Genomic DNA, 26,573 nt, shown 5'->3' with positions numbered 1-26,573 from the left:
GTGATTTACGCCAATACAAGAAATTGATCTAGCGCAATACCACCCCCCATATACCCCTTTCGAGGTATATATCCACCTCACAAAAATTCTTACGGTGTCTACATTGTCGCTAAGTATTGGCGAATAAAGAGAAATCTCAAGGTTACTCATGGTAGACACGCAACGCCGATTTTTCCTCAGAAGTAAACGCAGGGTCAACCTGCAGGCATTGCCGTGGGTGAAAGATGTCGCGAATTTTACCGATTTGTGCACCCGATGCGGGAAATGCCAATCTGCTTGCCAAGAATCCATCATCGTCGCGGGGGACGGTGGTTTTCCGACCGTCGATTTCAAAAAAGGCGAGTGTACCTTCTGCTATGACTGTGCGAGTGCCTGTCCTGAAAACCTGTTCAATGCTGAGGAAAACGCACCTTGGCATCAAGCGATCACTATCACTGAGACATGTCTTGCGCAAAACGCGGTGGAATGCCGAAGCTGCGCTGATGCATGTGACACACGTGCAATCCAATTTCGCATGACGCTGGGCAGCGTCGCTCAGCCCCAAATTACCACTACCTCATGCACAGGGTGCGGTGCCTGCATCTCACCTTGTCCCGTATCTGCAATTTCAATGGAGCAACGAGTTTGAACGAGTACCACATAAGCAGCCTGATTGTTCACGCTGCCGCCGACCAAATTGAATCCGTGAAGACAAGCATCGAGTCGTTTGAAGGCACAGAGATCCCAGCATCTTCTGAAGCAGGAAAACTCATTGTGGTTGTCGAAACAAACAATCGTGCACAGCTGTTGGATTTGTTTGACCAAATTAAAGCGTTGCCGGGCGTACTGGCTGCAACGCTTGTTTTTCATCAGGTCGAGAACGAAGAGCCTGAATCAGCAATGTAAGGAGAGGGCAATGAACTTAACGCGTAGAAAGTTCCTAAAAGCCAATGCGGCCGCTGCGGCGGCAAGTGCGGCTGGAATTACTCTGCCCGTTTCTGTCGCGCAAGCAGCAGGGAATGACGAGCAGGTGAAGTGGGATAAAGCCCCATGTCGTTTCTGTGGTACGGGTTGTGGTGTACTGGTGGGTACACAAAACGGTCGTATCGTCGCATCACAGGGTGACCCAGATGCGCCAGTTAACCGCGGTTTGAACTGTATCAAGGGCTACTTCCTGCCGAAAATCATGTACGGAAAAGACCGTTTAACGCAGCCACTCCTGCGTAAAACTAACGGTGTTTACGACAAAAACGGCGAATTCACCCCAGTGTCTTGGGATGAAGCCTTGGACTTGATGGCGGACAAGTTCAAAACCGCAATTCAGCAAAACGGCCCAACAACAGTCGGTATGTTCGGCTCAGGCCAGTGGACGGTGTGGGAAGGCTATGCTGCTTCGAAGTTGATGAAAGCAGGTTTCCGCACAAACAACATTGACCCGAATGCTCGCCATTGCATGGCTTCAGCGGTGGTTGGTTTTATGCGTACCTTTGGTATGGATGAACCAATGGGATGTTATGACGACCTAGAACAAGCGGATGCGTTTGTACTTTGGGGATCGAACATGGCAGAAATGCACCCGATCCTTTGGTCTCGTCTGGCTGACCGTCGTTTGTCTGCACCACACGTAAAAGTTGCTGTGCTCTCCACCTTTGAACATCGCAGTTTCGAGCTGGCAGATAACGGCATGATTTTCACGCCACAAACCGATCTGGCGATCCTGAACTTTATCGCAAACTACATCATTCAAAACAATAAAGTCGATAAAGCCTTCATCGAAAAACACGTTAACTTCCGCAAAGGTGCAACAGACATCGGATACGGCTTGCGTCCAACACATGCGTTGGAAAAAGCAGCGAAAAATGCAGGAAGCGGTGCGTCAGATCCTATCGATTTTGATTCCTTCGCGAAATTTGTTGCTGATTACGATGTGAAGTCTGTGTCTGAGCTATCTGGTGTTCCTGAGGATCAACTGGTGGCATTGGCCGAACTTTACGCTGACCCGAAAGTGAACGTGGTGTCTTACTGGACCATGGGCTTCAACCAACACACGCGTGGTGTGTGGGCGAACAACTTGGTTTACAACATCCACTTGTTGACGGGCAAAATCTCCAAGCCAGGCTGTGGCCCGTTCTCGTTGACCGGGCAGCCATCTGCCTGTGGTACTGCCCGTGAAGTGGGTACATTTGCTCACCGTCTGCCAGCAGACATGGTGGTTAACAACCCTAAACACCGAGCGTTCTCAGAAGACAAATGGCAACTTCCAGAGGGTACGATTCCGCCTAAACCGGGCTATCACGCCATTCTTCAAGACCGCATGTTGAAAGACGGCAAGCTCAATGTGTATTGGGTGATGTGTAACAACAACATGCAAGCGGGTCCAAACATCAATGAAGAGCGTCTGCCGGGATACCGAGACCCACGCAACTTCATTATCTGCTCTGACCCATACCCAACAGTGACTGCAATGGCTGCTGACTTGATTCTGCCTACCGCGATGTGGGTAGAGAAAGAGGGTGCTTACGGTAACGCAGAGCGTCGTACGCAGTTCTGGTATCAGCAAGTGAAAGCGCCAGGCGAAGCAAAATCTGACCTGTGGCAAATCGTTGAGCTGTCTAAGCGTATCAAGGTGTCGGACGTTTGGCCGCAAGACCTGATCGCGAAGAAACCAGAATTTGGTGACAAGACCCTGTTCGACATACTGTTTGCCAACGGCAAAGCGAACAAATACAGCTTGGATGAAATCCCAGAAGATCGCCTGAACGACGATGCGCGCGATGCGGGCTTCTACATCCAAAAAGGCTTGTTTGAAGAGTACGCCGAGTTTGGACGCGGCAAGGCACACGACCTTGCTCCTTTCGACATGTACCACCAAGCGCGCGGCCTGCGTTGGCCTGTGGTTGACGGCAAAGAAACCCTATGGCGTTACGCCGAGGGCTACGACCCGTATGTTAATGCCGGTGAAGGGTTTGCCTTCTATGGCAAGCCAGACAAGAAAGCGGTCATCTTCGCACTGCCATACGAGCCAGCTGCGGAGTCGCCAGATGAAGAGTTCGACATGTGGTTATCCACGGGTCGTGTTCTTGAACATTGGCATACAGGCACCATGACACGCCGTGTACCAGAGCTGTATCGCGCCTTCCCAGATGCGGTGGTTTACATGCATCCATTGGATGCCCGTGCTCGCGGTCTGCGCCGTGGCGATGCGGTGAAAGTCATTTCTCGTCGAGGTGAGGTCACTACCCACGTTGAAACCCGTGGTCGCAACCGTGTGCCAAAAGGGTTGGTGTTTATGCCGTTCTTTGATGCGGGGCAGTTGGTGAACAAGCTGACACTGGATGCGACCGATCCGTTGTCGAAAGAGACCGACTACAAGAAATGTGCCGTGAAAGTCGTGAAGGCTTAATGGATTAGCAGGTCACACGATGAAAAAGCGCACAGACACATCACACACGGCAAATGAGGCAGAGAAAAAGGTCGGTATGTTTGATACCAGCCGACGTCGCTTCCTCCGAGATGCTGCTCGCACCGCTGCGGGTGCAGGCATTGCTGTCACTGTTCTTGGCTTGCAATCCAAGCAAAGCCAAGCGCAGGGCGGTGTGCCCATTCGCCCACCGGGTGCGTTAGAAGAGAACGAGTTTCTCAATGCTTGTGTGCGCTGTGGTTTGTGTGTCCGTGACTGCCCATACGATACGTTGAAATTAGCGACGCTCTTGTCTCCGGTTGCTGCGGGTACGCCGTATTTCGATGCCCGCAGCATCCCATGCGAGATGTGCGAAGACATTCCTTGTGTAAAAGCATGCCCAAGTGGGGCGCTAGATAGAAGCCTGACGGATATCACTGACGCAAGAATGGGGACAGCGGTACTTATCGATCACGAAAACTGCCTTAACTGGCAAGGTCTTCGTTGCGACGTCTGCTATCGCGTCTGTCCTTTGATGGACGAAGCTATCACGCTGGAGCCGATGCACAACCAGCGTACCGGTAAACACGCAAAGCTTATTCCTATGGTAAATGCAGAACGCTGTACGGGATGTGGTTTGTGTGAACACGCGTGTGTGTTGGATGAAACCGCCATCAAAGTGGTGCCGACCAACCTCGCGCGCGGAAAACTGGGCGAACACTATCGCTTAGGCTGGGAAGAGCTAGCGGCGAACGAGGGCGAAAGTCTTGTGCCTCGTCAACTGACGTTGCCGACACGTAAACCAGGGGAGGGGCTTTAATGGCCAAGAACCTTGCGGTTAATGCAGGCAAAGATGTGGTTAAGCGTCTTGGTTGGTGGCGAGCACATCGTTTTCTAATCCTACGTCGAATAACACAGCTTGCGGTACTTCTTGCGTTCCTCGCTGGTCCTGTGGGGGCGTGTGGGTATTGAAAGGCAACCTGTCTTCAAGCGTCTTGTTTGATGTCGTGCCGTTTACGGACCCTCTCATTGCTGCGCAGTCTTTGGCGACAGGGCATGCGTTTGAAGCGGAAGGGTTCATTGGACTCGCTGTGGTTGTTGCGATTTACGCACTGATCGCACCACGCGCTTTTTGTGGGTGGGTCTGTCCAATGAACGTGGTGACGGATGCAGCCGCATGGCTAAGACGAAAACTCAATTTCAAAGCGAGTTTTCATATGTCCTCATCCATTCGCTATTGGCTGTTGGCATTGCTGGTTGTGGGGAGCGGTGTATCTGGCACTTTGCTTTGGACATGGCTCGACCCAGTGTCTGCCTTGCATCGTGGGCTGATATTCGGCGTAGGAGGCGGAATTTGGCTGGTGGGCTCGGTATTCATACTGGATCTCTTGCTGGTTGAACATGGCTGGTGCGGACATCTTTGCCCGCTGGGTGCGATGTACGCAGCAATTGGTGAAAAGAGCGTGATGCGAGTGACCGCGGTTAACCGAAGCGCGTGCACAAAATGTATGGATTGTTTCAACGTCTGTCCCGAACCACAGGTGCTCAGACAGCCGCTCAAAGGCGGTGATAAGCGTGTCATGGACAGAAATTGTATGAGTTGCGGCCGCTGTATTGACGTGTGTGCCGAACAAGTTTTGGAATTCAGAAAAAGATTTGGAGCCGAAAATGAAGAGTAAAAAAGCGGTTTCGCTGCTGTTGTCTGCCCTAATGGGCGTGGCGGTTTATGCAAATGTCGTAAGTGCAAACGAAGAAAAGATCACTGAGGAAGCAGTTGTTGTTGAGTCGTTACGTGGCTCAACGGGCATCGAAGAATCAAACGTTCTGCCAGAGATAAAAAGCGTCCCTAAAAATCAGGAACGCTTTGCACTGAACTACGTAAACCAGCCACCAATGATCCCGCACAATATCGATGGATATCAGGTTAACCAAGCGAACAACACCTGTTTAGAGTGCCATGATGTCGACGTTTACCGTAAAACCGGTGCACCTCGCGTTAGCCCAACTCACTTTATGGATCGCGATAACCGTGTGCTAACCGAAGTCTCTGCGCGTCGTTATTTCTGTCTGCAATGTCACGTACCGCAGGCCCAGACAGAAGAGTTGGTAGAGAACGAATTCGTTCCAGCAGGCAAGTTTGGCCAATAAGGGGAAAAGATGAAGATTCCTAACGTTATTAAACGCGCCTGGAAATGGTTTAGAACACCGAGTCATTTCGCCATTGGTACTGTGCTTATTGTCGGCTTTGCTGGCGGTATTATCTTCTGGGGTGGTTTTCATACCGGTATGGAAATGACCAACCAAGAAGGTTTCTGTATTGGCTGTCATGAAATGCGTGACAACGTGTACGAAGAGTATGTCGGTACGATTCACTACACGAACCGAAGTGGCGTTCGCGCGACCTGCCCGGATTGTCACGTGCCAAAGGAATGGGGGCCGAAAATGGTGCGTAAGATCCAAGCGAGCAAAGAGCTTTATGCAAAAGCATTTGGCATCGTTGATACGCCACAAAAATTTGAAGATCACCGATTAGAAATGGCGACGAGAGAATGGACACGCATGAAAGCGAACGATTCGCAGGAGTGTCGTAACTGCCATAACTTCGAGTACATGGATTTCAGCACGCAGAAAACCGTCGCCGCGTCAGTGCATGATAAAGCAGAAGAAGCAGGGCAGACCTGTATCGACTGTCACAAAGGGATTGCGCATAAACTGCCAAAAAACTTTGATGCGAGCAAAGAGTTCAAGTTTTAAGTTGATTGGGTATAAAAAAGGCCAGCAATTCGCTGGCCTTTTTCGTTGTCACACGTCATTCCTGTTCTGCGCGTTTCCACAGCATGTGGCAGAACTTTTGGTCTGGGTCGCGACTGATCAACATGCGAACGAGCACGTCATCCAGTGAGTCACCGGATGTCAGGCCAATGCGCACTTCGACAAAAACTTCACGATCGACGTCGAAGCCAACGTGGCTTTCCCAATCGTTCAGTGCATCGACAGCAATGCCTGCACCTTCGTCTTCAAAGCGGGCTTCATAGGCTTGAAGATCGTCGTATTCCAGATTGTCTTCCGCCATTTCGTAGAAAATGTCGAAAGCCGTTTCCAGCGTTTCATCAATTGAAAGCAGGGACGTTTCCATGATTCATTACCGATTTGTTCAATATAACTGTATTAGAGCATGTAAATGCGGTTTCCCCAATTCACATTCAAGTCATTTCAGGCGGTTTTCTTTTACTAGACCTCATTTTTCGACGCTGAATGACTGGTTGGCACTAGAAACAGCCATTAAAATAAAGCGTTAGCAGATGCTGTTTTTATATTTCAGGAGCTCAATTTGTACCAATCGCAGCCACGCCGAGGATTATTGCCAGAACTCGACAATAACGCACCGCTTCAGTCCGATTTTGTGGCTCCAGTGGCGGCGGCGCTTCGACAAATTGGGGCGGCATTGGAAGACGTCATTCACAGTGTTTATCTTTCGGGTGATGTGGCAAGAAGAGCGGCGGACGAGAAAGCGGAGCTTGAGTTCACTTTGGTGACGCAACGTATGTTGAATGTCCAAGAGTTCTCTGCGCTCAACACGATTCGTTGGCGTGTTGAGCAGTCTTCTGATGCGGTAAAAAGTGTGTCTTTCGAGATTGTTCCGCTTAAAGAAGCCACCAACTTCGCCAATATTTTTCGTTGGGGTTTTTTCTTTAAACACTGCACGATCTGCCTTAAAGGCGACAACTTGGCGGACAGTTTTGGGCATTTTGAGGTCAGTTGGGAAATCTCGAAAGCCATGAACGAAGACCTGATTGTTCGCTTAAAGGAGTTGAGACAAAAAATCGCCCTTGCTACCAAGTGGGGCACGCAATTGGATGCGGCAGAAGAAGTGGCCAAGCGCCTGATCAGGGCGAGCTTTGGTCTTGTTGCGCACCGCACCCATACGTGGGAAGTGAACCTAGAACAATGCTCTGCTGCTTTTCTGGAGTTTTATCCAGACAAATCCCTCGAGATGGAACGCCTTTTCTATCTCATTCAACGTAAGCCCGTCAAAAAACGCGCCGTCGTTGCACTCATGGATGCCTTTGGTGCATGGGTTAACGACGAATACGCAAAAATCGACCGCAAAATTGGATAATTATTCACTTTCGTGAGTATCTCGTTTGGTGGGTTAAAATCAGCGTTAACTCATTGATCTGCCCAAAGTTCAAATTAACCAAAATAACATTATCGCAACATTTAATTGGTTAATTCTGTTTATTAAATGAACTAAAAGTGGTGAAAATCCTTAGATTTAGCAATTTATTCAATATAAGTGACTATTTATTGTTTACATTCAGAAATTTATCCATTAATCTTGCGCTCAATTAGTCACTTTAAGTGAATATCTATTTTTCTTGCCCTCGCATCGCTCAGGAAGTTTCGCTATGCAGAAGACAACTAATATTGCTACAGATTCATCATCAACACGGAATGTGTTGATGTTCCTTATTCCGTCACTACTTGGCATTTTGCTGTTCATGACGCCAGTGATCACGGAAGGTGGTTTTACTATTCCTATTGCTGTTTTAGCAAAGTCGTTCCGTAACCTATTGGGTAACTACTCAACATTGGTTGTAACGTCAATTGTACTGATTAGTGCAATGGGTTCTTTGCTGGCTCTCGCTACAAAACCTCGTTTTATCACCGAATCAAAGTTTCTCACTGGCCTATTTTTACCTTCACCTGTTTGGCTGGTTGTGCGACTGCTTGGTGCAGTGTTCGTTTCAATGGCGTTCATTGGTTTTGGTCCAGAGCACGTTGTTGGTGGTGCAACGGGTGGTTTCGTTCTGGCTGATTTGCTGCCAACGCTGTTGTCGGTGTTTGTCTTTGCGGGTCTATTCCTGCCACTACTCACCAACTTTGGCTTGCTAGAAATGATTGGCGCATTCATGACACGTATCATGCGTCCGCTATTTGGTCTGCCAGGCCGTTCAGCGGTTGACTGTGCGAGCTCTTGGTTGGGCGACGGCAGCGTGGCTATTCTGATGTCGAGCAAGCAATACGAGCAGGGTTACTACACCGAGCGTGAAGCGGCTGTTGTAGGTACAACATTCTCTGTAGTATCAATCAGTTTCAGCCTAGTAGTCATCGCGCAAGTGGGCTTGGAGCATATGTTCGTTCCATTCTACCTCACCGTGTGTTTGGCGGGCTTTGTTGCGGCAGTTGTTGTTCCTCGTTTGCCACCACTGAGCTGGAAGAAAAACACGCTGGTAAATGGTGAAGAAAAGACTTTCGAACATGAAGCATTGCCAGAAGGTGAAACGCTGTTCTCTTACGGTATTAAGTCTGGTATCGAGCGTGCTTCTCACATCCGTTCTCTGTCAGATGTTCTGAAAGAGGGTTTGGAAAATGCTGCGGACATGGTTTTTGGTGTCTTGCCAGTTGTAATGGCAATCGGTACGTCTGCATTGATCATTGCGGAATACACACCAATCTTCACCATTTTGGGTATGCCTTTCGTTCCTCTGTTGGAATTGCTGCAAATCCCTGAAGCGGTGGCTGCATCTGAAACCATGCTGATCGGTATCGCGGATATGTTCATTCCAGCAGTGCTTGCAGCGAACATTGATAACGAGATGACACGTTTTGTTATTGCCACGCTGTCAGTCACTCAGCTAATTTACATGTCAGAAGTTGGTGCGCTTTTGCTGGGCAGTAAAATTCCAGTGAAAGTATGGGAATTGGTGATGATTTTCATCCTGCGGACATTGGTTACTCTGCCTGTTATCGCGGGTGTTGCTCACCTGATTTTCTAATCAATACGAAATATAGAAAAAGCGGCCATTGAGCCGCTTTTTTGTTTTTAACCTTCTATATATTAATGATATTTCTCTATGTTGCTATGCAATGTCTTTTCTTCGCACCATATCAACATCAGATAAATCGGTTGATCAGATAGCACCCTATAACTACAACCCCATCACTACGATCTTTGATACAAGCGGCTTGGACAATGCGTTAACGCCGATTAAAGAGGTCTGCAATTGGGAAGGTGTGATTTAGGCACCTGACGGCGTGAGAAACTAAGTATCAGTCTTTGTTTTTTCTTCCATCTCTTTCATTTCGGCTTCACCCTTTTTTATTACTTCTTCAGCATCTTTAGCGGCATCATCGCCCAGTGTATCGAGTTCTTGGACGCGCTCTTTCTCAACCATCTCAGCCGTTTTGACTTCTTGCTCGTCAGCCAAGCTGAGCGATGATAATGATGCAAGAAAAAGTGTTGTCACCAGTGTCGAAACCACTCTCATGTTGGTGCTCCTCTGAAACGTAGGACGTTTTGTGCTCGAGTTAAACATACGAAACGAGAGCATCGACCCGCTGTAACAAGTTCAATACTTCTAATCTGTGAATAGAGCCCGTATTTCAATGGCGGTTGAATGGGATAAACTGCTGGCGACGTTGTAAACATCGTTCTCATGCAGGAAGGACAATAACAATGAAAATTATCTTGCTACACGGCTTGTACATGCATGGTATTGCCATGCACCCATTAAGTGGGCGGCTTGAGGAAGCAGGACACGACGTGCTGAATTTGTCTTACAACACGGTTAAGCCTGATCTCCCCGCGCTATTTGGCAAAATGGACGCCTTCATTAATGGTGAGGAAACCGCGATTGTTGCTCACTCAATGGGCGGCGTTATTTGTCGAACATACCTAGAGTCGGGTGCGGCAATGGCTCAATATGTCACTAAGGTTGTCACGCTTGGAACACCGCACAAAGGCTCACAAGTTGCGGCTTTTTTCCAAAAGGTCGGAATCGGTGACTTTATGTTTATGGATGCGAGCAAGTATTTGTTGCCAGATCATGAACCGAGTTGGCCAAAAGGGTCTGAGCTCTACAGCATTGCTGGTGATCTTTCGATTGGCCCCGCAACGGTGCTGAATCGAGGTGTGCCATCAGACGGTACCGTTCTGATTGAAGAAACCAAGATTGATGGCATGTACAGCATGAAGTATTCCCCCTGACACATACCGCCCTGATTTTCGCAAAACGTGTTAGTGAGAGAATTGAAGAGATATTGGCCTAATTAATACTAAAATTAAAAGGCGGACTATCTAGTCCGCCTTTTTCGTTCAGCCATCCCAAGGCTATTTAAAATCTCAGCAAGCTCTCCGAAGGAGTCGCGGTGGCCCATTTTGCAACGAAGCTGCCATCAGGGTCGTAATCCTTGGCTTGCTTTTCCAAGTTGAAATGGCGCTGACCACGAGGATCGGCACCGACTCCTGCAAGGTATTGCCAGTTCCCATAGTTAGTCGCCACATCGAAATCCAACAGCTGTTGTTCGAAGTAAGCCGCACCAAAACGCCAGTCAACACCAAGTTCGTTAACCAAACAGCTGGCAACAATTTGTCTGCCTCTGTTGGACATATAACCCGTTTGATTGAGCTGACGCATACAGGCGTTCACTATGGGGTATTCCGTCGTACCTTGTTCCCATGCTTTGTAGTTCTGACAATAAAAGCTGGTAAGTGGTCGTTTTTTCTTAATGCCATCGAAGGCAAACATGCTTGAGCCAAAGAAGTGCATCATCCACTGGAAGTATTCACGCCAGAGTAGCTCTGAGTACATCGCTTCGGTGGAATCGCTTCTTCCATGGCGATACTCATAGTTGTCGAGTTCAGCCGCCACGGTTCTCACGGAGAGTGTGCCGTTAGCCAGCCATGCTGACAGGCGAGAGGAGAATTGCCAGCCATCAAAGCCGTTTCTCGTCGCTTTGTAATTCTTGAGTCCCTGCGTTTTCCAGAAAAACTGATTGAGTTGAACCAGTCCTGAATCTTCGCCGCCGTGGTAGGGCGTTAAGTCATAGACGAACTCTTGGCCGCCCCACAAATCTCTGCGTTCATCGATAAGTGTGGGAAGAGAATCAGGCTTTGCGATAGGGATACAAGGTAAAAGGTTTTGTGCGCTGATTTTCTTTTTAAATTGAGTAAATGTTTGTGGAAAATCTTCCTTGTTAAAGCTGATTTGGTTTTTGAGAAAGAGGTTAAAGCTCTCGCTGACCATGACCTCGCAAGACAAGGTTCGATTCAGGTAGGCGAGTTGTTGACGCTCATAAACGCCAGGATGGTCCGTTGCGGCGACGAGGTCGATATCGTGCTTCTTGCAAAGCTGTGGGATGATTTCTAAAGGGTTACCCACTTTCACGACGAGTCGTTGCTTAGATTTTTTCAGTTCCTTTTCAAGTGCACGCAGGGATTGGTAGAGGAATTCTTCTCTGAATCTCCCCATGTGTTTGGATTGGTGATTGGTTGGTTTGAACCAAGAAGGATCGATGACGTAAAGCATCAGAGCTTTGCTGCATCGTTTTGAAAGCGCGACGAGTGCCGGATTGTCTGCCAGTCTTAAGTCGTGTCTAAACCAATATAGCCCATTCATTCCGTCTCTCCTTAAAAACGATGATTGATTATGAGCGTGAGATGTAGCGTCGAACTGGGACAATGCCTCCCTTAGTTTGATACGCGATAACGCGTGATTTAGGTGAGAATGCGAGCGTGAATTTTGTCTCTAGAGACAAGTGACTCACAAATTAAGCGTAGCACCCTCAAAGTTTGAACAAGATGACCATCCGGTGAAATGTGTACAAGATCAAACTGGTAGTGGAATATTGGGCAGGTAAAACGAGGCATATCTCGGCGGTGGTGCTCGTTCTTCTACTGGAAGTTTGATACTTAAGTTGGCTTTTTAGTAAGACATCTTTGGGTAATATTGCGCCAACTTCTGATTTGCGCGTTTAAGAGTTGTCAGCCTTTTTTACGGTTTTAGAGGGAATGTTATTAAAGACGACTGAAGGGTGCGCCGTCTTTCTCTATATTGGCGGATCATGTCATGAATAAAAGAGAGGTTGGCGTGGTTGAGTATCCTTTATCCCAATCTGTTCGAAAGGCACTGCTAGGTATCTCAGGCATTCGGGAAGAATGCGATAATGGCACTTTCTATTTCTCTCAATATGGACGACTTTTCGGCATCGTTGATGCCGATGGTATCTCGCTGGTTGTTGGCGAAGAATGTCTGGAAGAGGCATTGCGCCGTCCAGGCGCCAAATTGGAACATCCAGGTGGTAAGCGTTGCAAAGGCGTGGTTAAAGTCTCGGCAGCGAAGTGCACAGAAACTGACTTGGATTTTTGGCTGTTGCTTGCGCTTCCAACCAACCAAGGCACGATAGACCCAATCACTTTCCATTAAGATCTATCAATACACGAAATAAATCGGCCCCGCATTAAGCGGGGCCGACCGTTTCGGTGTTTCTATTCACTTTGCTGCAGTGGAATAAATCGTCCACTTCATCACAACGCTTTCTTCTGAGGCCGCGACTGCCGCTGTGACGCGACGGCTCAAAATCTCCGTCTGGCGCTCAGAGTCTGACGCGACTGGGTCGCTTTCGCCAAATCCCATGATCACAACACGATCCGGTGAAATGCCTTTACGAACTAGAGCTTGTTTCACCGCGTTTGCACGTCGCTGAGAAAGAGCGAGGTTGGCTTCCGCACTGCCAACCGTGCTGGCATAGCCTTTCAGTTCAACATGGGTTTGCGGGAAGCTTTTCATAAATCGAGCGAGCTGATCGACTTCGCGAAGAAAGGTGGAAGGAATGCGAGACGAATTGTTCGCAAACAAAATGTGGAGGTTATCGCGAGCGCTCAACTCAAGTACTTCAGCGCAGCCACTATTGTTAATGTCTGCGCCAACCGGTGTGCCAAGACACTCATCGCGTTGGTTAATAACGCCATCGCGATCGGCATCTTGCAGATCTGCCTCCTGTTTCGCAACAGGAGGAGGGTCGACAGAAAGGGAGCAGCCTGCCGTGAGCAGAAAGGAGGCAGTGATTGGCAAAATCACCGCCTTTTTGAACTTGGCTCTATTGAGCCAAACAGCGTTCATCATTCGTTTTCTCCTTGTTTATTAGAGTCATAGACTGATGTTTGCCATTCTTCTGGTGTTGCAACTCTCAATTCAGAAAGGAGCAAGCCTGTGGCATTTAATACTCGGTAACGGGCGAGTATTCCCGAAAAATGCGCGTCGAGATAAGAACGGCGAGCATCAAACAGTTCATTTTCGGTGTTGAGGAGATCCAGCAAGGTTCGGCGACCGATGAGGTATTGCTTCTCGTAGGCTTTTAACGTGTCAGATGCGGCATCAACATGTTGCTGAAGGAAGGTGGTTTGCTTGTCTGCCAGTTCTTTGGCTGACCATGCCAGACGCGTGCTTTCATCTAACAAGCGGTGTGCGTTATTACGAATATTTTTGGCTTTGTTCACTTGGTAGGCAGCACTGCGTGATTCCGCGGCATCCGTTCCACCATTGAACAGGTTATATCGCATTCTCAGCATCGCCTGAAATTCGTCCGTATCACCTGGTGTCCCGTCCAACTCTTCGCCCCACTCTTGTGACGCTTCGATGGTAAAGGTCGGATACATATCGCCTTTGGCTTGGTTGTATTGGAATTTCGCAGCATCAACATCGTGGTGAGCAACCTGAATCACAGGGTTGTTCTTTTTGGCGATATTGAGAGCTCAATAAGTGAAGATGGAATAAAGAGCGCGTCAACGGCGGGTGTAACGAGTGTGTCGGGTGAATCACCAACCACTTGCTCAAACTCGGTGATAGTGTCGTCTAGATTGCTTTGCGCTGAAAGCACGTTAGCGTGCGCTTGTGCCAAACGTCCTTGGGCTTGAGTGAGGTCAGATGTTGAACTGACGCCGCTTTCCGTGAGTTTTTTTACATCAGCAGCGATTTTTTCATGGGTCTCAAGGTTGGAGAGCGTGAGGTCTAGAATTTGCTGCGATCTCAACACTTCCAAATACACTTCAACCACGCTGAGGGCGGTATCTTGTGCGTCTGAAAGGAGCTGGTAACGCTGCGCTTCGGCTTCCGCTTTCGTGCGTTTAATGTCGTTGTAAGTGATGGCACCATCCCAGATCAGTTGGCGTAAGCTGAGCGAACATCTCTAGGTTTGTACGTGCCGTTGTTGCTGTCATTGTTGTAATCCGAATAACCGATACCCGCCTCGAGATCGAGTGAAGGCAAGTAACCACCTTCTGACGCGTCAATGTTTTCGTGGCGACTTTTGTATTCGTTATACGCTTCTTTTATCAATGGGTTTTGAGTGAGTGTTGTTGCGACTGCTTGTTCTAATGACTGAGCAGAGGCAGACAGCGAAAAGAGGGTAGTGGTAAACGTTAACGTGGCGACTCCAAGGATTTTATGTAGGAAGTGAGTCTGTTGTTTGAAGCGAGTTGAGTGACATTGCTGTTTTGCTAACTGCCGTCTCTCATGGGATGTTGACTGATTCATGAATGCTCCCTGAAAGCGTCAAGATTGTCCGTTGTCATATGAAACTTGGTAAAACACGGCAAATCTGCCCAGTGGAGGCAAAAAGGTCCAAATATGGAGCTTTTTAAGACGAACGTGAGATATGTTCGTCATAACCGGACAAAAAATGCGTGATAAAGCAAGAGAAAGCTCTGTTTCCTTTGCCCGTTAAAAGTAGGGCAAGTTGATGCGTATGTGACCCCCTGAATAGGCTTTATCGCGTTTCTATCGGAAATGAGACAGGTTGAGACACATAAGTGACAGCAAAATTGTTAGAAAGACAGTTTCTAAGGCCTTTGCGGGTTGTTTGTCGCTTGAAAGTTAAAACCTAGCGATTTGTTTTTATCCGCAGGCAGAAGCTCGTTAAATGAGATTTAGAGCAGGAGGATTGCTGAAATTCTGAAAAGAATTTCGCGCCTCCTGTTTTGCTTATGTAAGGGGTATAAGCGATGACGGAACATAACAATTCAAACCAAGGAACAGTCGAAAAAGCGAATGAACCGGACACGCATCTAACCGTTAAAAACGGGCAAGTGTTTGTGATTCGAGAGGGTGTGTCTAACCCAGTACCTTTCTCTACTAACGTCCGAGCTGACGATCTGATCATTGCCAATCCAGCCGCCCGATATGTAGTAATGAAAAACGGTGTTCCTGTATTGGTCGATGAGCCCTGCGCCACGTGTGTTCGTGTCGATGGCGAAGGAACCGATGTTATCGGCTTAGCAACTAATATTGGTTTTAATGAATCCGCGTCCGCACTGACCTTACTCGAAGACGACATTGCCGCATTGCAAAGAGCCATATTGCAAGGTGTCGACCCAACGGAAGAACTGGAACCACCTGCTGCAGGTGGCGTTGTCAGTTCGTCAATCGGTGGTTTTGCCGTTATTCACTATGACTATTCTGCCGTGCTTGCGACTGCTGGGTTTGAAACGTCATTTGTTCGTCAACGCTTTCCCTTATTTGATGACGATGATGCGCCGCTGATCCCCGCGTTGGGAGGAGGCGATCTCGCGGTCACTGTTCGAGAAGGAGAACTCTCCAATCCTGCTGAGGGCAGTAGTTATCCGGTCTCTGGTAGCAATTCGATTCTTGTTGCTGCGAGTACATTAGGTCTAGATGCTTCTTCCTTTGTCTTTGAGTCGCTCTCCGTGAATGAGGTGGTGAGTGAGCTTTCCCGTGAAACCACCACTTCTGGCAAAAGCGTTCAGTACACATTGAGTGATGACGGACGCGAAATTACGGGTACCTCAGAAGGTGAAACCGTCATCACTATTCTTCTTGAACCTACTCAAGCAGGTCGAGACGTTGAACTCAAAACAACGGTGACAATTCATAAGCCGCTTGATCATCTTGAAGACGATGCCTCCGGCTTAGTGCGAGTGGTCAATGATGCGTTAGAGATTGATTTATCTGTTCAAGGCACAGATAACGGGGGTAACGCGTTACGCGCTCCCGTCGACGTTGTGATCACGATTACAGACGGTGACTTACCCACGATTGAGCCTGTCAGCACGGAACACAATGAAAATGACTTGGGGTTTGTGTCCAAACCCATTCCGTTGAATATTGCGGCGAACTCTGACGAAATTGCTGACGTGAAGTTTGTGTCATCGCCCGCATTGCTTGCTGCATTAGATGGGTTAACCAGTAATGGTGCTGCAACGACCTTTGAAATCACAGACAACCTTATCTCTGTATCGCTGGCATCTGACCCATCTGTTGTCGTTTTTAGCATTGCTCTGCAATCATCCGGCGATGAATACAATTATGTCTTTTCGGAAAACGCGAGTGTCGACCAAACGGCCAACGGTGAGTCTCACCTTGTGCCCGTCACTGTTGCTGTGACCGATTACGACAAGGATACAATTGAGGGGCAATTTTCGGTAACCATTACCGATGGGAACAACGCAGACGGTGATACGGCAACGGAATCCGGTACCTTCGATGTCACAGAAGGCAGAATTGAAAACGGTGTAGTACCAAAGCAAACGGCTGAAGGGGAAATCGACATCAATGCGGGTTCCGACAGGCTCAAACCGGGTTCTTTGCTTATCTCAAATCTCACTGAAAGTGGTGGAGTACCGGGTTTAATCAGTGAACTTAACGAGCTGACCTCCAACGGCGAAACACTAACATTTGCTGTCTCACCTAACTCATCATCAGGAACGGTCATTCTTGAAGGTAAGTTGCCTGATGGTTCAGTCGCTGTCTCAATCACGCTGGTGGCCTCGCAAGCAGCGGGGGCTGGTGCTGCGGGCGTTTCCGTGTCATCCACATTTGAGCTTAATCAGCCACTTGATCATCAAGATACGACGAAATTTGCGGGTAATCGATGGGTGACATTGAGTGACCAGTCGGGGAATGCTGTTTTCAATATTGAACTTGAAGTTCAACTTGAAGATACGGATGGCGATTCGCTGGATAATCCAATATCGGTGAAATACGAAGTGGTAGATGGCAACCGCCTGATATCCAAACACCCGATACTCAACTCACCGATCCTGACGCAAATGCCGCACCAGTGACAGAAACGTCCACATTAGGTTTGACTCTTGGCAGCGATGAAATTGCGTCACTGGTTTGGGAAGTGGGGAACGATTTCCAAACCTTCGTCGCGTCTTTAACCAGCAACGGTAACGCGTTATCGGTTATTCCATCCAATGCCCAGATTACTGGCTCTAGCGATCCAATAAACATTGGTTATCAAGATGGAAGTGGCTCTACCGTGACGGTGTTAACCTTCGAGTTGCTGCCAAATGCTGGCCAATATAAAGCCACGCTGAACGATGCGTTGGATCAGCCAAACAGTGAAGAAGTGCTGTTCAATCTCGGTGTCAAAGTCACTGACTTTGATGGTGATAGTGCTTCAGATACGTTTGTTGTCACAGTGAAAGATGGCAAGGATTTGTCACTCGATCCCGTTGATGCTGATTTAACAGATCCAAGTGTCGGTAGTATCAGTGAGCAGGCAAATCTAAGTTTGGGACTCACGTTGGGTGCGGATGCGCTGAAAACCTTGGTTTTCATTGCACCTGCTGGATTGGAGGCTGCACTCGATGCCATCACAAGCAGCGGTTATCAAACCAGTGTTCAACCTCAGCCGTTTTCGTCGCTCTCTGACAGTATCGCCATTGTGATTGATGATTCGACCTCACCAAATAACGGTGAAACTGCATTAAGTATCGTTTTAAACAAAGATGCCAATGGTGTTCCAGATGGAACGTATACCGTTAAACAGTTTCTAGCTATTGATGAACCAAGTGATGTGATCAACTTGCCGATTGGCGTGAGGGCGACTGACACAGATGGCGATGCGATATCAGCGGAGTTTACGGTATCAATCAAAGATTCTGATGCATCCGGTATTATCCAAGCGTCAGGAACGGTAGAACTAACTGAGCCTGATCTCACACCGGACACCGGCGGGCAGGGTTATCCAGATTCGGCAGATACGGCCATTCAAATCAGAACGCAAAATGACCGTTTGCTTCCTAACACTGCTGGCATTGAGGAATCTCAAGTTGCTACCGTGCTTAGTAATCTAAATGGGGTTCTAACCAGCGATGGACATGCTGTCGTCTTTTCTTACGATGCAACGACTCGCACGCTGACAGGGACAGCGAACAATGAAACAGTCCTGACTGTTACGTTCCCTGCTGTACAAGGTGCCAATGGGTTTGATGTTGTTGTTTCCCCGACATTAACCTTGTTGAAACCGCTTGACCATGATGAAAATGGCACAGCGAATGCCAATATTTCTATCAACGGCACGGATATCTCTATCGTTCTTCCCCTTCAGGTGAGTGACTCCGATGGTGATGCAGTAACTGGCGGCTCATCTGTCGATTTGGTTATTAAAGACGGTATTGGTCCTCAAATAACGACCGTACCAGAATTGAACGTCGAAGAGAGTGATATCAACCAAAATGGAAGCGGGACGAACAGTAATCGACCCGGCACCACCCCAGGAGGCGTGGGAACGGATGAGGATACGGATTCTGGGAAATTAGTGATTAACAGTGGCAGTGACAACGTCAAAGATATTGCATTGGATGTGTCTGCGTTTGCCGCTAACAACACGTCAAATAGTCAAAACTCAGCGGGAAATGATGTTCCGCTCAGTTCCAAAGGCGAACCAGTCACCTTGCATCTCACCAGTGATGTCAATGGCGTTAAAACCTACACTGGGCTTGCTGAGTCTCGCCAAGTCTTCACAATCACGCTCGATTCAGATGGAAATTATACCTTCACGTTACTTGGTGCGCTGGATCATCCTCTGGGCAACGAGAAAAACACCCTGACAATCAATTTGCCTTTGGTGGTGACAGATGCAGACAACGATTCGACCACCAGTATCATCAAGGTAAATGTGACGGATGATGTACCATTCTCGCTAGAGACCGATGGCGTGGGTGTTGGCGGCGGTGCTTGGTGACAGAAGAAGGGGAGCAGAGCTCGCGTCAGACGATCCTTCCTGCCCGAAACCGTGGTGCAGATGATGCTCACATTAAGTCAGTGACCATCAATGGCGAACAGCATGAATTGAATGTTGGCGTGAACAACTTCTTCACCGTCAGAGAAGGGGCAGGTGGACAAGTGTTAGGGACTTTGCTGGTGCAAAGTTCAGGCAACGTGCAATTTACCGCAGCTGATGACGTCGACCACAGTGGCTCGACCAATAACCGTATCGAGGAGTCATTTAGCTACGAAATTCTGGACGGTGATGGTGACATTGTTGTGGGTACGACACAGATTGTGATTGTCGACAGCTCGCCACAGATTATTGTTGAGAATACAACAGGTGTGGAAGACCAAGGCAGGCTCGCTGACCCTGATGATGATGTCGTCGACAACCCTGCAAATGGTATCCCCATCAATATGTCAGTCAATGTGGGAGATAGCGACCAAGGCGAGGTTGTTGATCGTGTGGTCATTACGCTGCCCGCGAATGCCAATGGTTCCTTCTATGCAAATGGAACCTTACTCGCGGTGTCAGCAGGGCAAATCACTTTGCCTGCCAATCTATTCACACCGGACGCACAAAATGAAATCTGGACACTTCAGGGTGTCACCTTTGTACCCAATCAAGACTACTCGGCAGCAAGCGGTATCCCGACCTTCTCAGTAACTGGGTTTGTGAAAAATGGTGATGGTTCTGAGCGAACGTTACCAACGCAAACTTTCACCGTAACCGTGGAAGGCATTGCAGATGTGCCGCAATGGGATGATGCCAATACCACACTGTATTACAACATCGACGAAGACAGTGATGGCGCGACGTTGGATATTGAGGCTGACCTTCAGGATCTTGATGGTTCAGAAACATTAACCTATTTCCTCACACTGGATAGCGGTGAGGCAACGTTGCTGCTAAACGGCAATACGCTCACGCCTACCAATGGAAAGTATGAGGTATCCGCCAGTGACATTAACAATGTTGTTGTGAAGCCCAATGCGAATTTCTCTGGGGATATCGTTCTGACAGCCGTCGCGCAAAGTAAGGAAACGTCTAACTTTGTCGCAGGGTACCAAACCGCGGATTCGGCATCCCGAACCATCACGATTGCTGTCGATCCGGTCGCGGACTCTACGACGCTGAAAGTCTCTCGGGTGAGTGGTGAAGAAGACACACTGATTCCATTGGGGGATGCAATTAGTCTCACCGAGACGGTCGACACAGATTCGTCAGAAACTCTGTACGTTTGGATTACGGGGTTGCCTGAAGGTGCAGAGTTGATTTTGGGTACCGACAAGCTTGTACCTGACGGAAGCGGCCTGTATGAGGTGCTTTATTCACAAATTGCCGATTTGAAACTGGAGCCACCACCGGAAAGTAACGTTGATTTCGCCATTTCTGTTAGGGGGGTTGTGAAGGATACGGCGGTTATCACGAATTCATCTGGCGTTGACCAAACTGTGGTTCAGGTGTTTGAAACCGACCCGAAAGTGTTAAACGTTGCGTTGAAAGGGGTAGCGGACGAGCCTGATATTGAGCCCGATCTCGGTGATATTTGGCAGCCTATCGTGCAAGGTGGCGTTGAAACGGGTATAGAAACAACTATCGACGAAGACAGCTCGGTGTCATTGTCATTCCAAATCAACTCTGGGGAAGATGGAAACAAACTCCCCGGCGATAATTCAGAAACTCTCACTACCCTCATCACCAAAATCCCTGAGGGTGTGACCTTGCTGGATACGAACAATCAAAAGGTCAATTTGGTCTACGCAGGGCTAGATGATGAGACACCGCCGCAGCCACAGTATCAGGCGAGTATCGACGGCCTGTCTGACATCAGATTGATCCCGCCGCCGGGCAGTACCAAAGACATCACGATGACGGTGAGTATTGTGGTCACAGAGAATGACGGTGACTCGCTGACCGTTAACAAAGACGTGATTGTGCATATCGAGCCGAAAATTGATGCGACCGACTATGCTCTGGCCACCACAGGATTCGAAGATCAGCCTATCAACGTCAATTGGCGACCCGACGAGGACAACGGCTTTACGGACAATCGCGAAGAAATCGTTGGCATAACTTTCTCCATGTCTTCGGTTGCAATAGCGGCGGGCTATGAGCTGACGATAGAAGGCGAAACAACACCTTTGGTATTTTCGGGTGGGGAAGTCGTGCTCACCAGTGCGCAAGTGGAAGCGCTTGTTAACGGTGCGAAGCTCTTAATGAAAGCCCCGCCAAACAGCGATGAAGACGAAAATATTGGCCTCAGTGTGAAGCTAACCGTCGAGCAAAAAGACGAAGATGATCCGTCGATTATTGACCGAGTCGAGGTCACAGGGGATCTCAATGTCCGTATTATCGCGACAGTCGAAGACGGCGAAATTGAGGTGGTGAATAGCAGTGACACGAAAATAACTACTATCAGCGATGACGGCACTGGGTCGATATCATTGTCAGAAACCGACCACAGATTGGTATTTAGAACGGCTGAAGGGATCAATACCGACGGCAGTAGCGAGGAGCTCATTACGCAAGTCGTTATTTCTTTCGTGCAAAACGCGCAAGGCGACCCGTTTACTGGTGAAAACCAAGCGTACTTCGATCAATTTTACATCAAAGGTGGCATTAATAACGGCGATGGTAGCTGGACGATACCCGAATCTGCGCTCGCCGATTTGGAAATTTCCACATCCACTCCTATCACAGCCCCGGTTTACATAAAACTGATAGGGACAGTGCAAGACCAAGGTGATGCGGGAGAAGGCGATAAGAGTGCGAAAGTAGAGCAAGAGCCGATCGTTCTCACTTTGGATTTCACTGGCAGTAACCCAAACACCCAAGAGGCTGGCGCGATCACTGTCTCTGCGGGTGATATTACCGGTGTTGAAGACCAAACCGTAGATTTAGGCAGTCAGCTAGACGGGCTGATTTCTATTGACCCTGCCAATGCAGGAGATGACGAACTCACTGTCGTTATCACGGCAGCGTCGTTGGCGTCTGCTGGGGTGACTGTTTCGGGAATGGAGTTTAACAGTGAAACGGCTGAGTACGTCGCAAAAGTGAACGTGGCTGCTGATGGCAGTGTTGATCTTTCGGGTATTACGTTAACGCTTCCTCAGCATTTTGCGGGCGATTTTAATCTCCCTGTGAAACTGGTGACGACGGACCAAGAAAGTGGCGACACCAAAGAAGTTGATACCACCATTGGCGTTGTGATTACGCCAGAAATTGACGGCATCAAAACCACAGTGACTGTCGTTGAAACGACGGGGTTAGGCAGCGACAAACAACCTGACCCTGGCAGTACCACCGTCTTTCCGAACGAAGCCCTTGAAGATGGGATTATCAAGCTCAGTATTGCAGATTCCTTGTTGGATCCTGATACAGATCCGACAAGAGGCGTTGAAACCATTACGTCCGTGGAACTCAGTGTGCAGGGGAATGCGGGGCAGTTCGTCGACGCGTCGGGTCAAGTCGTTGAAGATCAGAATGGGGTTTACACCGTTACTCTTACCCAGCTCTCTGACATCTATTTCAAACCGACGGAAAACTACAGCGGCCCGGTGAATGTGAATGTGAAAACATTCATAACGGATACTGCGAAAAATGATGACACAGGCAAACCTGATTCTTCTGTTTCGGGCTCGGTTGATTCGCAAGTCTCTTTCACCGTCTTGCCTGTGAATGATCCTATTACGTTCTCTGGCAACACCAACCCGATATCTGGCGATGAGGATTCGCACATCGCGCTGACGGGGATATCTGCAAGTGTCCAAGACACGGATGGTTCAGAAGAGATTGTGTCTATCCAAATCACAGGCGTGCCGGATGATTTCCAGCTCGTATCTAATGGCTCACAGCTTGTTCAAAACAGCGGCGGTGGAATTTGGACCATCAGCGTGCCAAGTGGCAGCCAATCCATTAATCTCAATGATATCGCCTTCGTTCCGCCTAATAACTTCAGCGGCTCGATGACAGTGGGTTTGGTTGTTTATGCCAAAGAGCAAAATCTTGATATACCAGAAAAATACGAGAGCAGTATAAGCGTAACCGTTGACCCGATAGGTGACGGCGTTGATACGGATATCACTACATCGGTTTCCGGTACAGAAGACGAGCAGATTGCGTTACCACTTGATATCAGCGTGATTGATGATGGGCCAAGCTATGACGGCACTGGGCTTTCAGTGACCGAGAATGCACCAGAAACACTCCGTATTGTACTCACCAATGTGCCGGATAGTTCGACGCTGAGTTTACCCACTGATGCGCCTTCTGGCAGCACCATCGAGAAACAAGCCGATGGCTCTTGGATAGCGAACATTAATGGACAGACGTTGTCTGAACTGATTTTTACGCCGGGCGATGCCAATGAAAACAATTGGGATGGAAAACTCGAGATTTCAGTGCGAGCTGTCGATAACGGTGTCGAAGCGGTGAGTTCACTTTGGGACGACCAAACGATTGACGTGACTGTCTCTGCCGTGAATGACGCGCCTGAATTAACCCTGCCAAGTATGCCTCTTTCTGCTGAGGAAGAGACTGAACTTCTGATTGAATCCATCCGAGTGAAAGACATTGATGCGAATGAATCACCGACTGGAGTGATTGAAGTAAGGCTGAGTGTGCAAGATGGGGCGATAGGAATACCAAGTGGCACGACACCTAATGGAGTGACGGTAAGCGGTGCGGGAACGGGCACAATGACGTTAGAAGGCACGCTTGATGATATCAATGCCTTGCTTACGTCTGGCGTCACCTATACTGGCGACACAAACTTTTCCGGTAATGATTTGCTCACCGTCACGGTTAACGACAATGGCAACACTGGCACGGGCGGAGCAAAAACGGATACAGAGTCGGTGGCGATCAATGTGGCTCCGAAACCTGACATTCCAAATTTAACCCTCAGTAATGCACAAACGGCGGCTGTTGGCGGAAGTATCGCTGCGGTGATTCCTCTACTAGGACTGGCTGCCGCGCTCACCGATCCTTCTGAAACCTTGTCAGTGGAAATTCGCGGCATTCCATCCGACCTAACCTTTGTGGATGCTGATGGCGTGGCCATTGGGACTGGGCCAGTTTCTGGTGTACTCACGCTAACGCCAACGGAGTTGACGCAATTGCATGTGATGGGGTCTTCCGTGCTCAATGCCTCCGTCAGCGTTGTTGCGATTTCAACGACATCTCTGGGAGAAGAGGCGGAATCTAATCCCATCGCGTTAGATATCAATATTCTCAATCCTGCCGATGGTGCAATCAAAGCGCAAAATGATGCACTGGAAAATGTGGTTGTTTCTGGTAGCGAAGGAGCAACACTGGAAGGTGGAGCGAACAATGATTCCCTGATTGGTGGTTTAGGGTCAGACATTCTCATTGGTGGCAGTGGGAATGATGAGCTCTACGGAGGTAAAGACGGCGCGGATACGGTCAAAGATACCTTCGTATGGACAACCGCGGACTTGGGCTCTGCTGACGCACCTGCCGTTGATACAATTCAAGACTTTGAAGTGGCTCAGGATGTCATCGACCTCAGCCAAGCGGTGAGTGTGAGCAATCTCGCCAGTTTCGATGATCTTACTAGTCAGCTTTCGCTGTCTGAACAAGGGGGCAATGCACAGCTCAACATCTTGAGCGGCGGTAGTGCTGTACAAGAGATCGTGCTCACTGGCATTGGGCTAAACGCACTTATCAATGGTGATGCATCTTCGCTGTCTCAAACCGAGCAGCTTGAAGCTATCGTCAACAGCGGCGTGCTCCACCTTGGTGACAACATTGGTACTGCAGCAAATGATTCTTTGGTGGCTGAGGCTGGTGGTCAAAGCTTGTTTGGCATGAGTGGAAACGACACGCTTCAGGCCGGAACTGGCGACGACATACTCACGGGCGGTGAAGGTGATGATGTGTTTACTTGGCTGGAATCGTCACTCTCTACGCCAAAGAATAGTGACACTGTCACTGTTTTTGAGCTAGGACAAGACAAAATCGATATCACCGATATCCTGCCAGACTTAGGGGCATCGCCAACCGCGAATGATTTGTTACCACACTTTGATGAAGCCGAAGTGGATGCGAACGGCACTATTACCCTACAAGTGCTTTCAGGGGCGAATGAACAGACCATTGTGATGGAAAATATGGATATATCTAGCTCTGGCCTTGATCTCGCAGCAGGCGCGCAAACCAGTGAGATTATTAATGCACTTTACAATCAACAAGCGTTCAAACTCGACTGAGCTGGTAACAAGATATTGAATTCATGAACAACAAATTTCGAACATTCGATCATCAGTCTTAAGAAAGAGACTATGCTGAAAGAGGAAAATTTCAATTTGCCTCTTAACCGTATCGAGATTTGGCATGAGTACAGAACCAAAAAGTTCAATCTTGACTGAAAGTGGTACCAACGAGCTTGAAATTATCGAATTTCGTCTGGAAAAGCGTCTTCCAGAAGGCGGTACCAAAGTGTGTTATTACGGAATTAACGTAGCAAAAGTGCGCGAAGTCATTCGTGTACCCGATACAACCGACTACCCCAATGCACAGCCGAATGTGCTGGGTGTATTCTCTCTGCGCGGCAAGCTTATTCCTTTGGTGGATTTGGCAGGCTGGTTGGGTGTACCCACACCTTCAGATGTCGATAGCAAAGTCGTTATCGTGACGGACTTCAACAGAATGTCCAACGGCTTTCTGGTGGACAGCGTTTCACGTATACACCGTATCTCATGGGAAGAGGTCGAATCGCCAAGTCAGTTCTTAGAAGCCTCCGATCAGGATTGTGTGGTTGCTGTTGTTAGGCAAGAAAAGAACCTGATCATGATCCTCGATTTCGAGAAGATCATTGCCGACATCAACCCAGAATTGAGTATGGAGAAATACGACGTCACCAAAGACAAACGCGTTGTCATTGATGATGCGATGGTGGCCAAACGTGAAGCCAAAACCATACTGGTCGTTGATGATTCTGCGTTTATCAGGCGTCTTATCGAAAACACCTTGCGTTCGGCAGGCTACAACGTGATTACAGCCAAAGATGGCCAAGAAGGCCTGGACAACATGATTGAGTTTGTTCGCCTTTGTACCGAAGAGAACCTGCCAATCTCAGAGTTTGTCGATGGCGTGGTGAGTGACGTGGAAATGCCGAAAATGGACGGCATGCATTTGGTCAAAAGACTACGTGAAATCGAAGAATACAAATCCATCCCTATCGTTATGTTTTCTTCTTTGATGAGTGACGATAACCGTAAGAAAGCGATGGATCTTGGCGCGAACGATACCATTACCAAACCCGAAATTGGGCGGATGGTAGGGCTAATGGACAGCTTTGTGCTGAACGACAAGCCCGGAGAGTAAAACTAAAAAGCACCCAACAGGGTGCTTTTTTTAACCTTCAAAA

At 48.5% G+C, this 26,573-nt stretch carries 18 protein-coding genes and 2 pseudogenes; 15 read left to right on the top strand and 5 right to left on the bottom strand.

All coding sequences use genetic code 11. From position 1 onward, the window contains the following. Nucleotides 1–148: 148 nt before the first annotated feature. From napF to napC, 7 genes and pseudogenes are all read left to right on the top strand, one after another. Nucleotides 149–628, top strand: a complete 480-nt coding sequence (gene napF, locus ATN88_RS16635) for a ferredoxin-type protein NapF (protein WP_067418395.1) — start codon at nucleotides 149–151, stop codon at nucleotides 626–628. Further along, nucleotides 625–885 (top strand): chaperone NapD, encoded by a 261-nt coding sequence (locus ATN88_RS16630; RefSeq protein WP_067418392.1) that lies wholly within the window; start codon nucleotides 625–627, stop codon nucleotides 883–885. The genes napF and ATN88_RS16630 overlap by 4 nt, the downstream gene beginning before the upstream one ends. 10 nt (nucleotides 886–895) lie before the next feature. Further along, nucleotides 896–3,382 (top strand): nitrate reductase catalytic subunit NapA, encoded by a 2,487-nt coding sequence (gene napA, locus ATN88_RS16625; protein ID WP_067418390.1) that lies wholly within the window; start codon nucleotides 896–898, stop codon nucleotides 3,380–3,382. A 76-nt stretch (nucleotides 3,383–3,458) separates the two neighbouring features. Then, nucleotides 3,459–4,199, top strand: coding sequence for a ferredoxin-type protein NapG (gene napG / locus ATN88_RS16620; RefSeq protein WP_067418521.1), 741 nt, complete (start codon nucleotides 3,459–3,461; stop codon nucleotides 4,197–4,199). Next, nucleotides 4,199–5,058, top strand: a pseudogene (gene napH / locus ATN88_RS16615) (quinol dehydrogenase ferredoxin subunit NapH). Before napG ends, napH begins: the two are co-directional and overlap by 1 nt. Then, nucleotides 5,048–5,527: a nitrate reductase cytochrome c-type subunit gene (locus ATN88_RS16610; protein ID WP_083539502.1), complete on the top strand. Its 480-nt coding sequence runs from the start codon at nucleotides 5,048–5,050 to the stop codon at nucleotides 5,525–5,527. Before napH ends, ATN88_RS16610 begins: the two are co-directional and overlap by 11 nt. A gap of 9 nt (nucleotides 5,528–5,536) precedes the next feature. Then, entirely contained in the window at nucleotides 5,537–6,133 is a 597-nt protein-coding gene (gene napC, locus ATN88_RS16605; RefSeq protein ID WP_067418388.1) for a cytochrome c-type protein NapC, read from the top strand. A 55-nt stretch (nucleotides 6,134–6,188) separates the two neighbouring features. Here napC and ATN88_RS16600 read toward each other — a convergent pair whose 3' ends face one another. Continuing rightward, nucleotides 6,189–6,515, bottom strand: a complete 327-nt coding sequence (locus tag ATN88_RS16600; RefSeq protein WP_067418385.1) for an HI1450 family dsDNA-mimic protein — start codon at nucleotides 6,513–6,515, stop codon at nucleotides 6,189–6,191. A 195-nt stretch (nucleotides 6,516–6,710) separates the two neighbouring features. Between ATN88_RS16600 and ATN88_RS16595 the strand changes: the two genes are divergently transcribed. Both ATN88_RS16595 and ATN88_RS16590 read left to right on the top strand, forming a co-directional pair. After that, nucleotides 6,711–7,499, top strand: a complete 789-nt coding sequence (locus ATN88_RS16595; protein ID WP_067418382.1) for a hypothetical protein — start codon at nucleotides 6,711–6,713, stop codon at nucleotides 7,497–7,499. Between the two features lie 289 nt (nucleotides 7,500–7,788). Then, nucleotides 7,789–9,159: a YjiH family protein gene (locus ATN88_RS16590; RefSeq protein WP_408607711.1), complete on the top strand. Its 1,371-nt coding sequence runs from the start codon at nucleotides 7,789–7,791 to the stop codon at nucleotides 9,157–9,159. Nucleotides 9,160–9,426: 267 nt separating this feature from the next. Here the strand turns inward: ATN88_RS16590 and ATN88_RS16585 are convergent, their stop codons facing one another. Then, the gene (locus tag ATN88_RS16585) at nucleotides 9,427–9,651 is read right to left on the bottom strand and encodes a hypothetical protein (protein ID WP_067418377.1); all 225 of its coding nucleotides are present in this window, start codon (nucleotides 9,649–9,651) and stop codon (nucleotides 9,427–9,429) included. Nucleotides 9,652–9,839: 188 nt separating this feature from the next. Here ATN88_RS16585 and ATN88_RS16580 point away from each other — a divergent pair, with 188 nt between their 5' ends. Then, nucleotides 9,840–10,370, top strand: coding sequence for a PGAP1-like alpha/beta domain-containing protein (locus ATN88_RS16580; RefSeq protein ID WP_232313339.1), 531 nt, complete (start codon nucleotides 9,840–9,842; stop codon nucleotides 10,368–10,370). A 127-nt stretch (nucleotides 10,371–10,497) separates the two neighbouring features. Here the strand turns inward: ATN88_RS16580 and ATN88_RS16575 are convergent, their stop codons facing one another. Continuing rightward, entirely contained in the window at nucleotides 10,498–11,781 is a 1,284-nt protein-coding gene (locus ATN88_RS16575; protein ID WP_067418374.1) for a DASH family cryptochrome, read from the bottom strand. Between the two features lie 450 nt (nucleotides 11,782–12,231). Between ATN88_RS16575 and ATN88_RS16570 the strand changes: the two genes are divergently transcribed. Further along, nucleotides 12,232–12,588, top strand: a complete 357-nt coding sequence (locus tag ATN88_RS16570) for a hypothetical protein (protein ID WP_232313338.1) — start codon at nucleotides 12,232–12,234, stop codon at nucleotides 12,586–12,588. A gap of 66 nt (nucleotides 12,589–12,654) precedes the next feature. Here ATN88_RS16570 and ATN88_RS16565 read toward each other — a convergent pair whose 3' ends face one another. Both ATN88_RS16565 and ATN88_RS16560 read right to left on the bottom strand, forming a co-directional pair. After that, nucleotides 12,655–13,287: an OmpA family protein gene (locus tag ATN88_RS16565; RefSeq protein WP_067418371.1), complete on the bottom strand. Its 633-nt coding sequence runs from the start codon at nucleotides 13,285–13,287 to the stop codon at nucleotides 12,655–12,657. Continuing rightward, a pseudogene (locus ATN88_RS16560) lies at nucleotides 13,284–14,604 on the bottom strand (TolC family outer membrane protein). The gene ATN88_RS16565 and the pseudogene ATN88_RS16560 overlap by 4 nt, the downstream one beginning before the upstream one ends. Before the next feature lie 560 nt (nucleotides 14,605–15,164). On the opposite strand from ATN88_RS16560, the gene ATN88_RS27565 reads away from it, so the two are divergent. The 4 genes from ATN88_RS27565 to ATN88_RS16550 all read left to right on the top strand — a co-directional run bounded on the left by ATN88_RS27565 (nucleotide 15,165) and on the right by ATN88_RS16550 (nucleotide 26,530). Then, nucleotides 15,165–17,243, top strand: a complete 2,079-nt coding sequence (locus ATN88_RS27565; protein WP_232313337.1) for a retention module-containing protein — start codon at nucleotides 15,165–15,167, stop codon at nucleotides 17,241–17,243. Next, on the top strand, nucleotides 17,240–19,153 hold the full coding sequence (locus tag ATN88_RS27560) for a T1SS-143 repeat domain-containing protein (protein WP_232313336.1): 1,914 nt from the start codon (nucleotides 17,240–17,242) through the stop codon (nucleotides 19,151–19,153). The genes ATN88_RS27565 and ATN88_RS27560 overlap by 4 nt, the downstream gene beginning before the upstream one ends. After that, nucleotides 19,150–25,413 carry a M10 family metallopeptidase C-terminal domain-containing protein gene (locus ATN88_RS27555; RefSeq protein ID WP_232313334.1) on the top strand — a complete coding sequence of 2,088 codons (6,264 nt, stop codon included), beginning with the start codon at nucleotides 19,150–19,152 and terminating at the stop codon, nucleotides 25,411–25,413. Before ATN88_RS27560 ends, ATN88_RS27555 begins: the two co-directional genes overlap by 4 nt. A 124-nt stretch (nucleotides 25,414–25,537) precedes the next feature. After that, complete coding sequence (locus ATN88_RS16550) at nucleotides 25,538–26,530, top strand: chemotaxis protein CheV (RefSeq protein WP_067418368.1); 993 nt, start codon at nucleotides 25,538–25,540, stop codon at nucleotides 26,528–26,530. The last annotated feature ends 43 nt before the right edge of the window (nucleotides 26,531–26,573 follow it).

The organism is Enterovibrio coralii, from assembly GCF_001559595.1.
Classification (GTDB): domain Bacteria; phylum Pseudomonadota; class Gammaproteobacteria; order Enterobacterales; family Vibrionaceae; genus Enterovibrio; species Enterovibrio coralii.
This window is presented reverse-complemented; position numbering and strand designations above follow the sequence as displayed.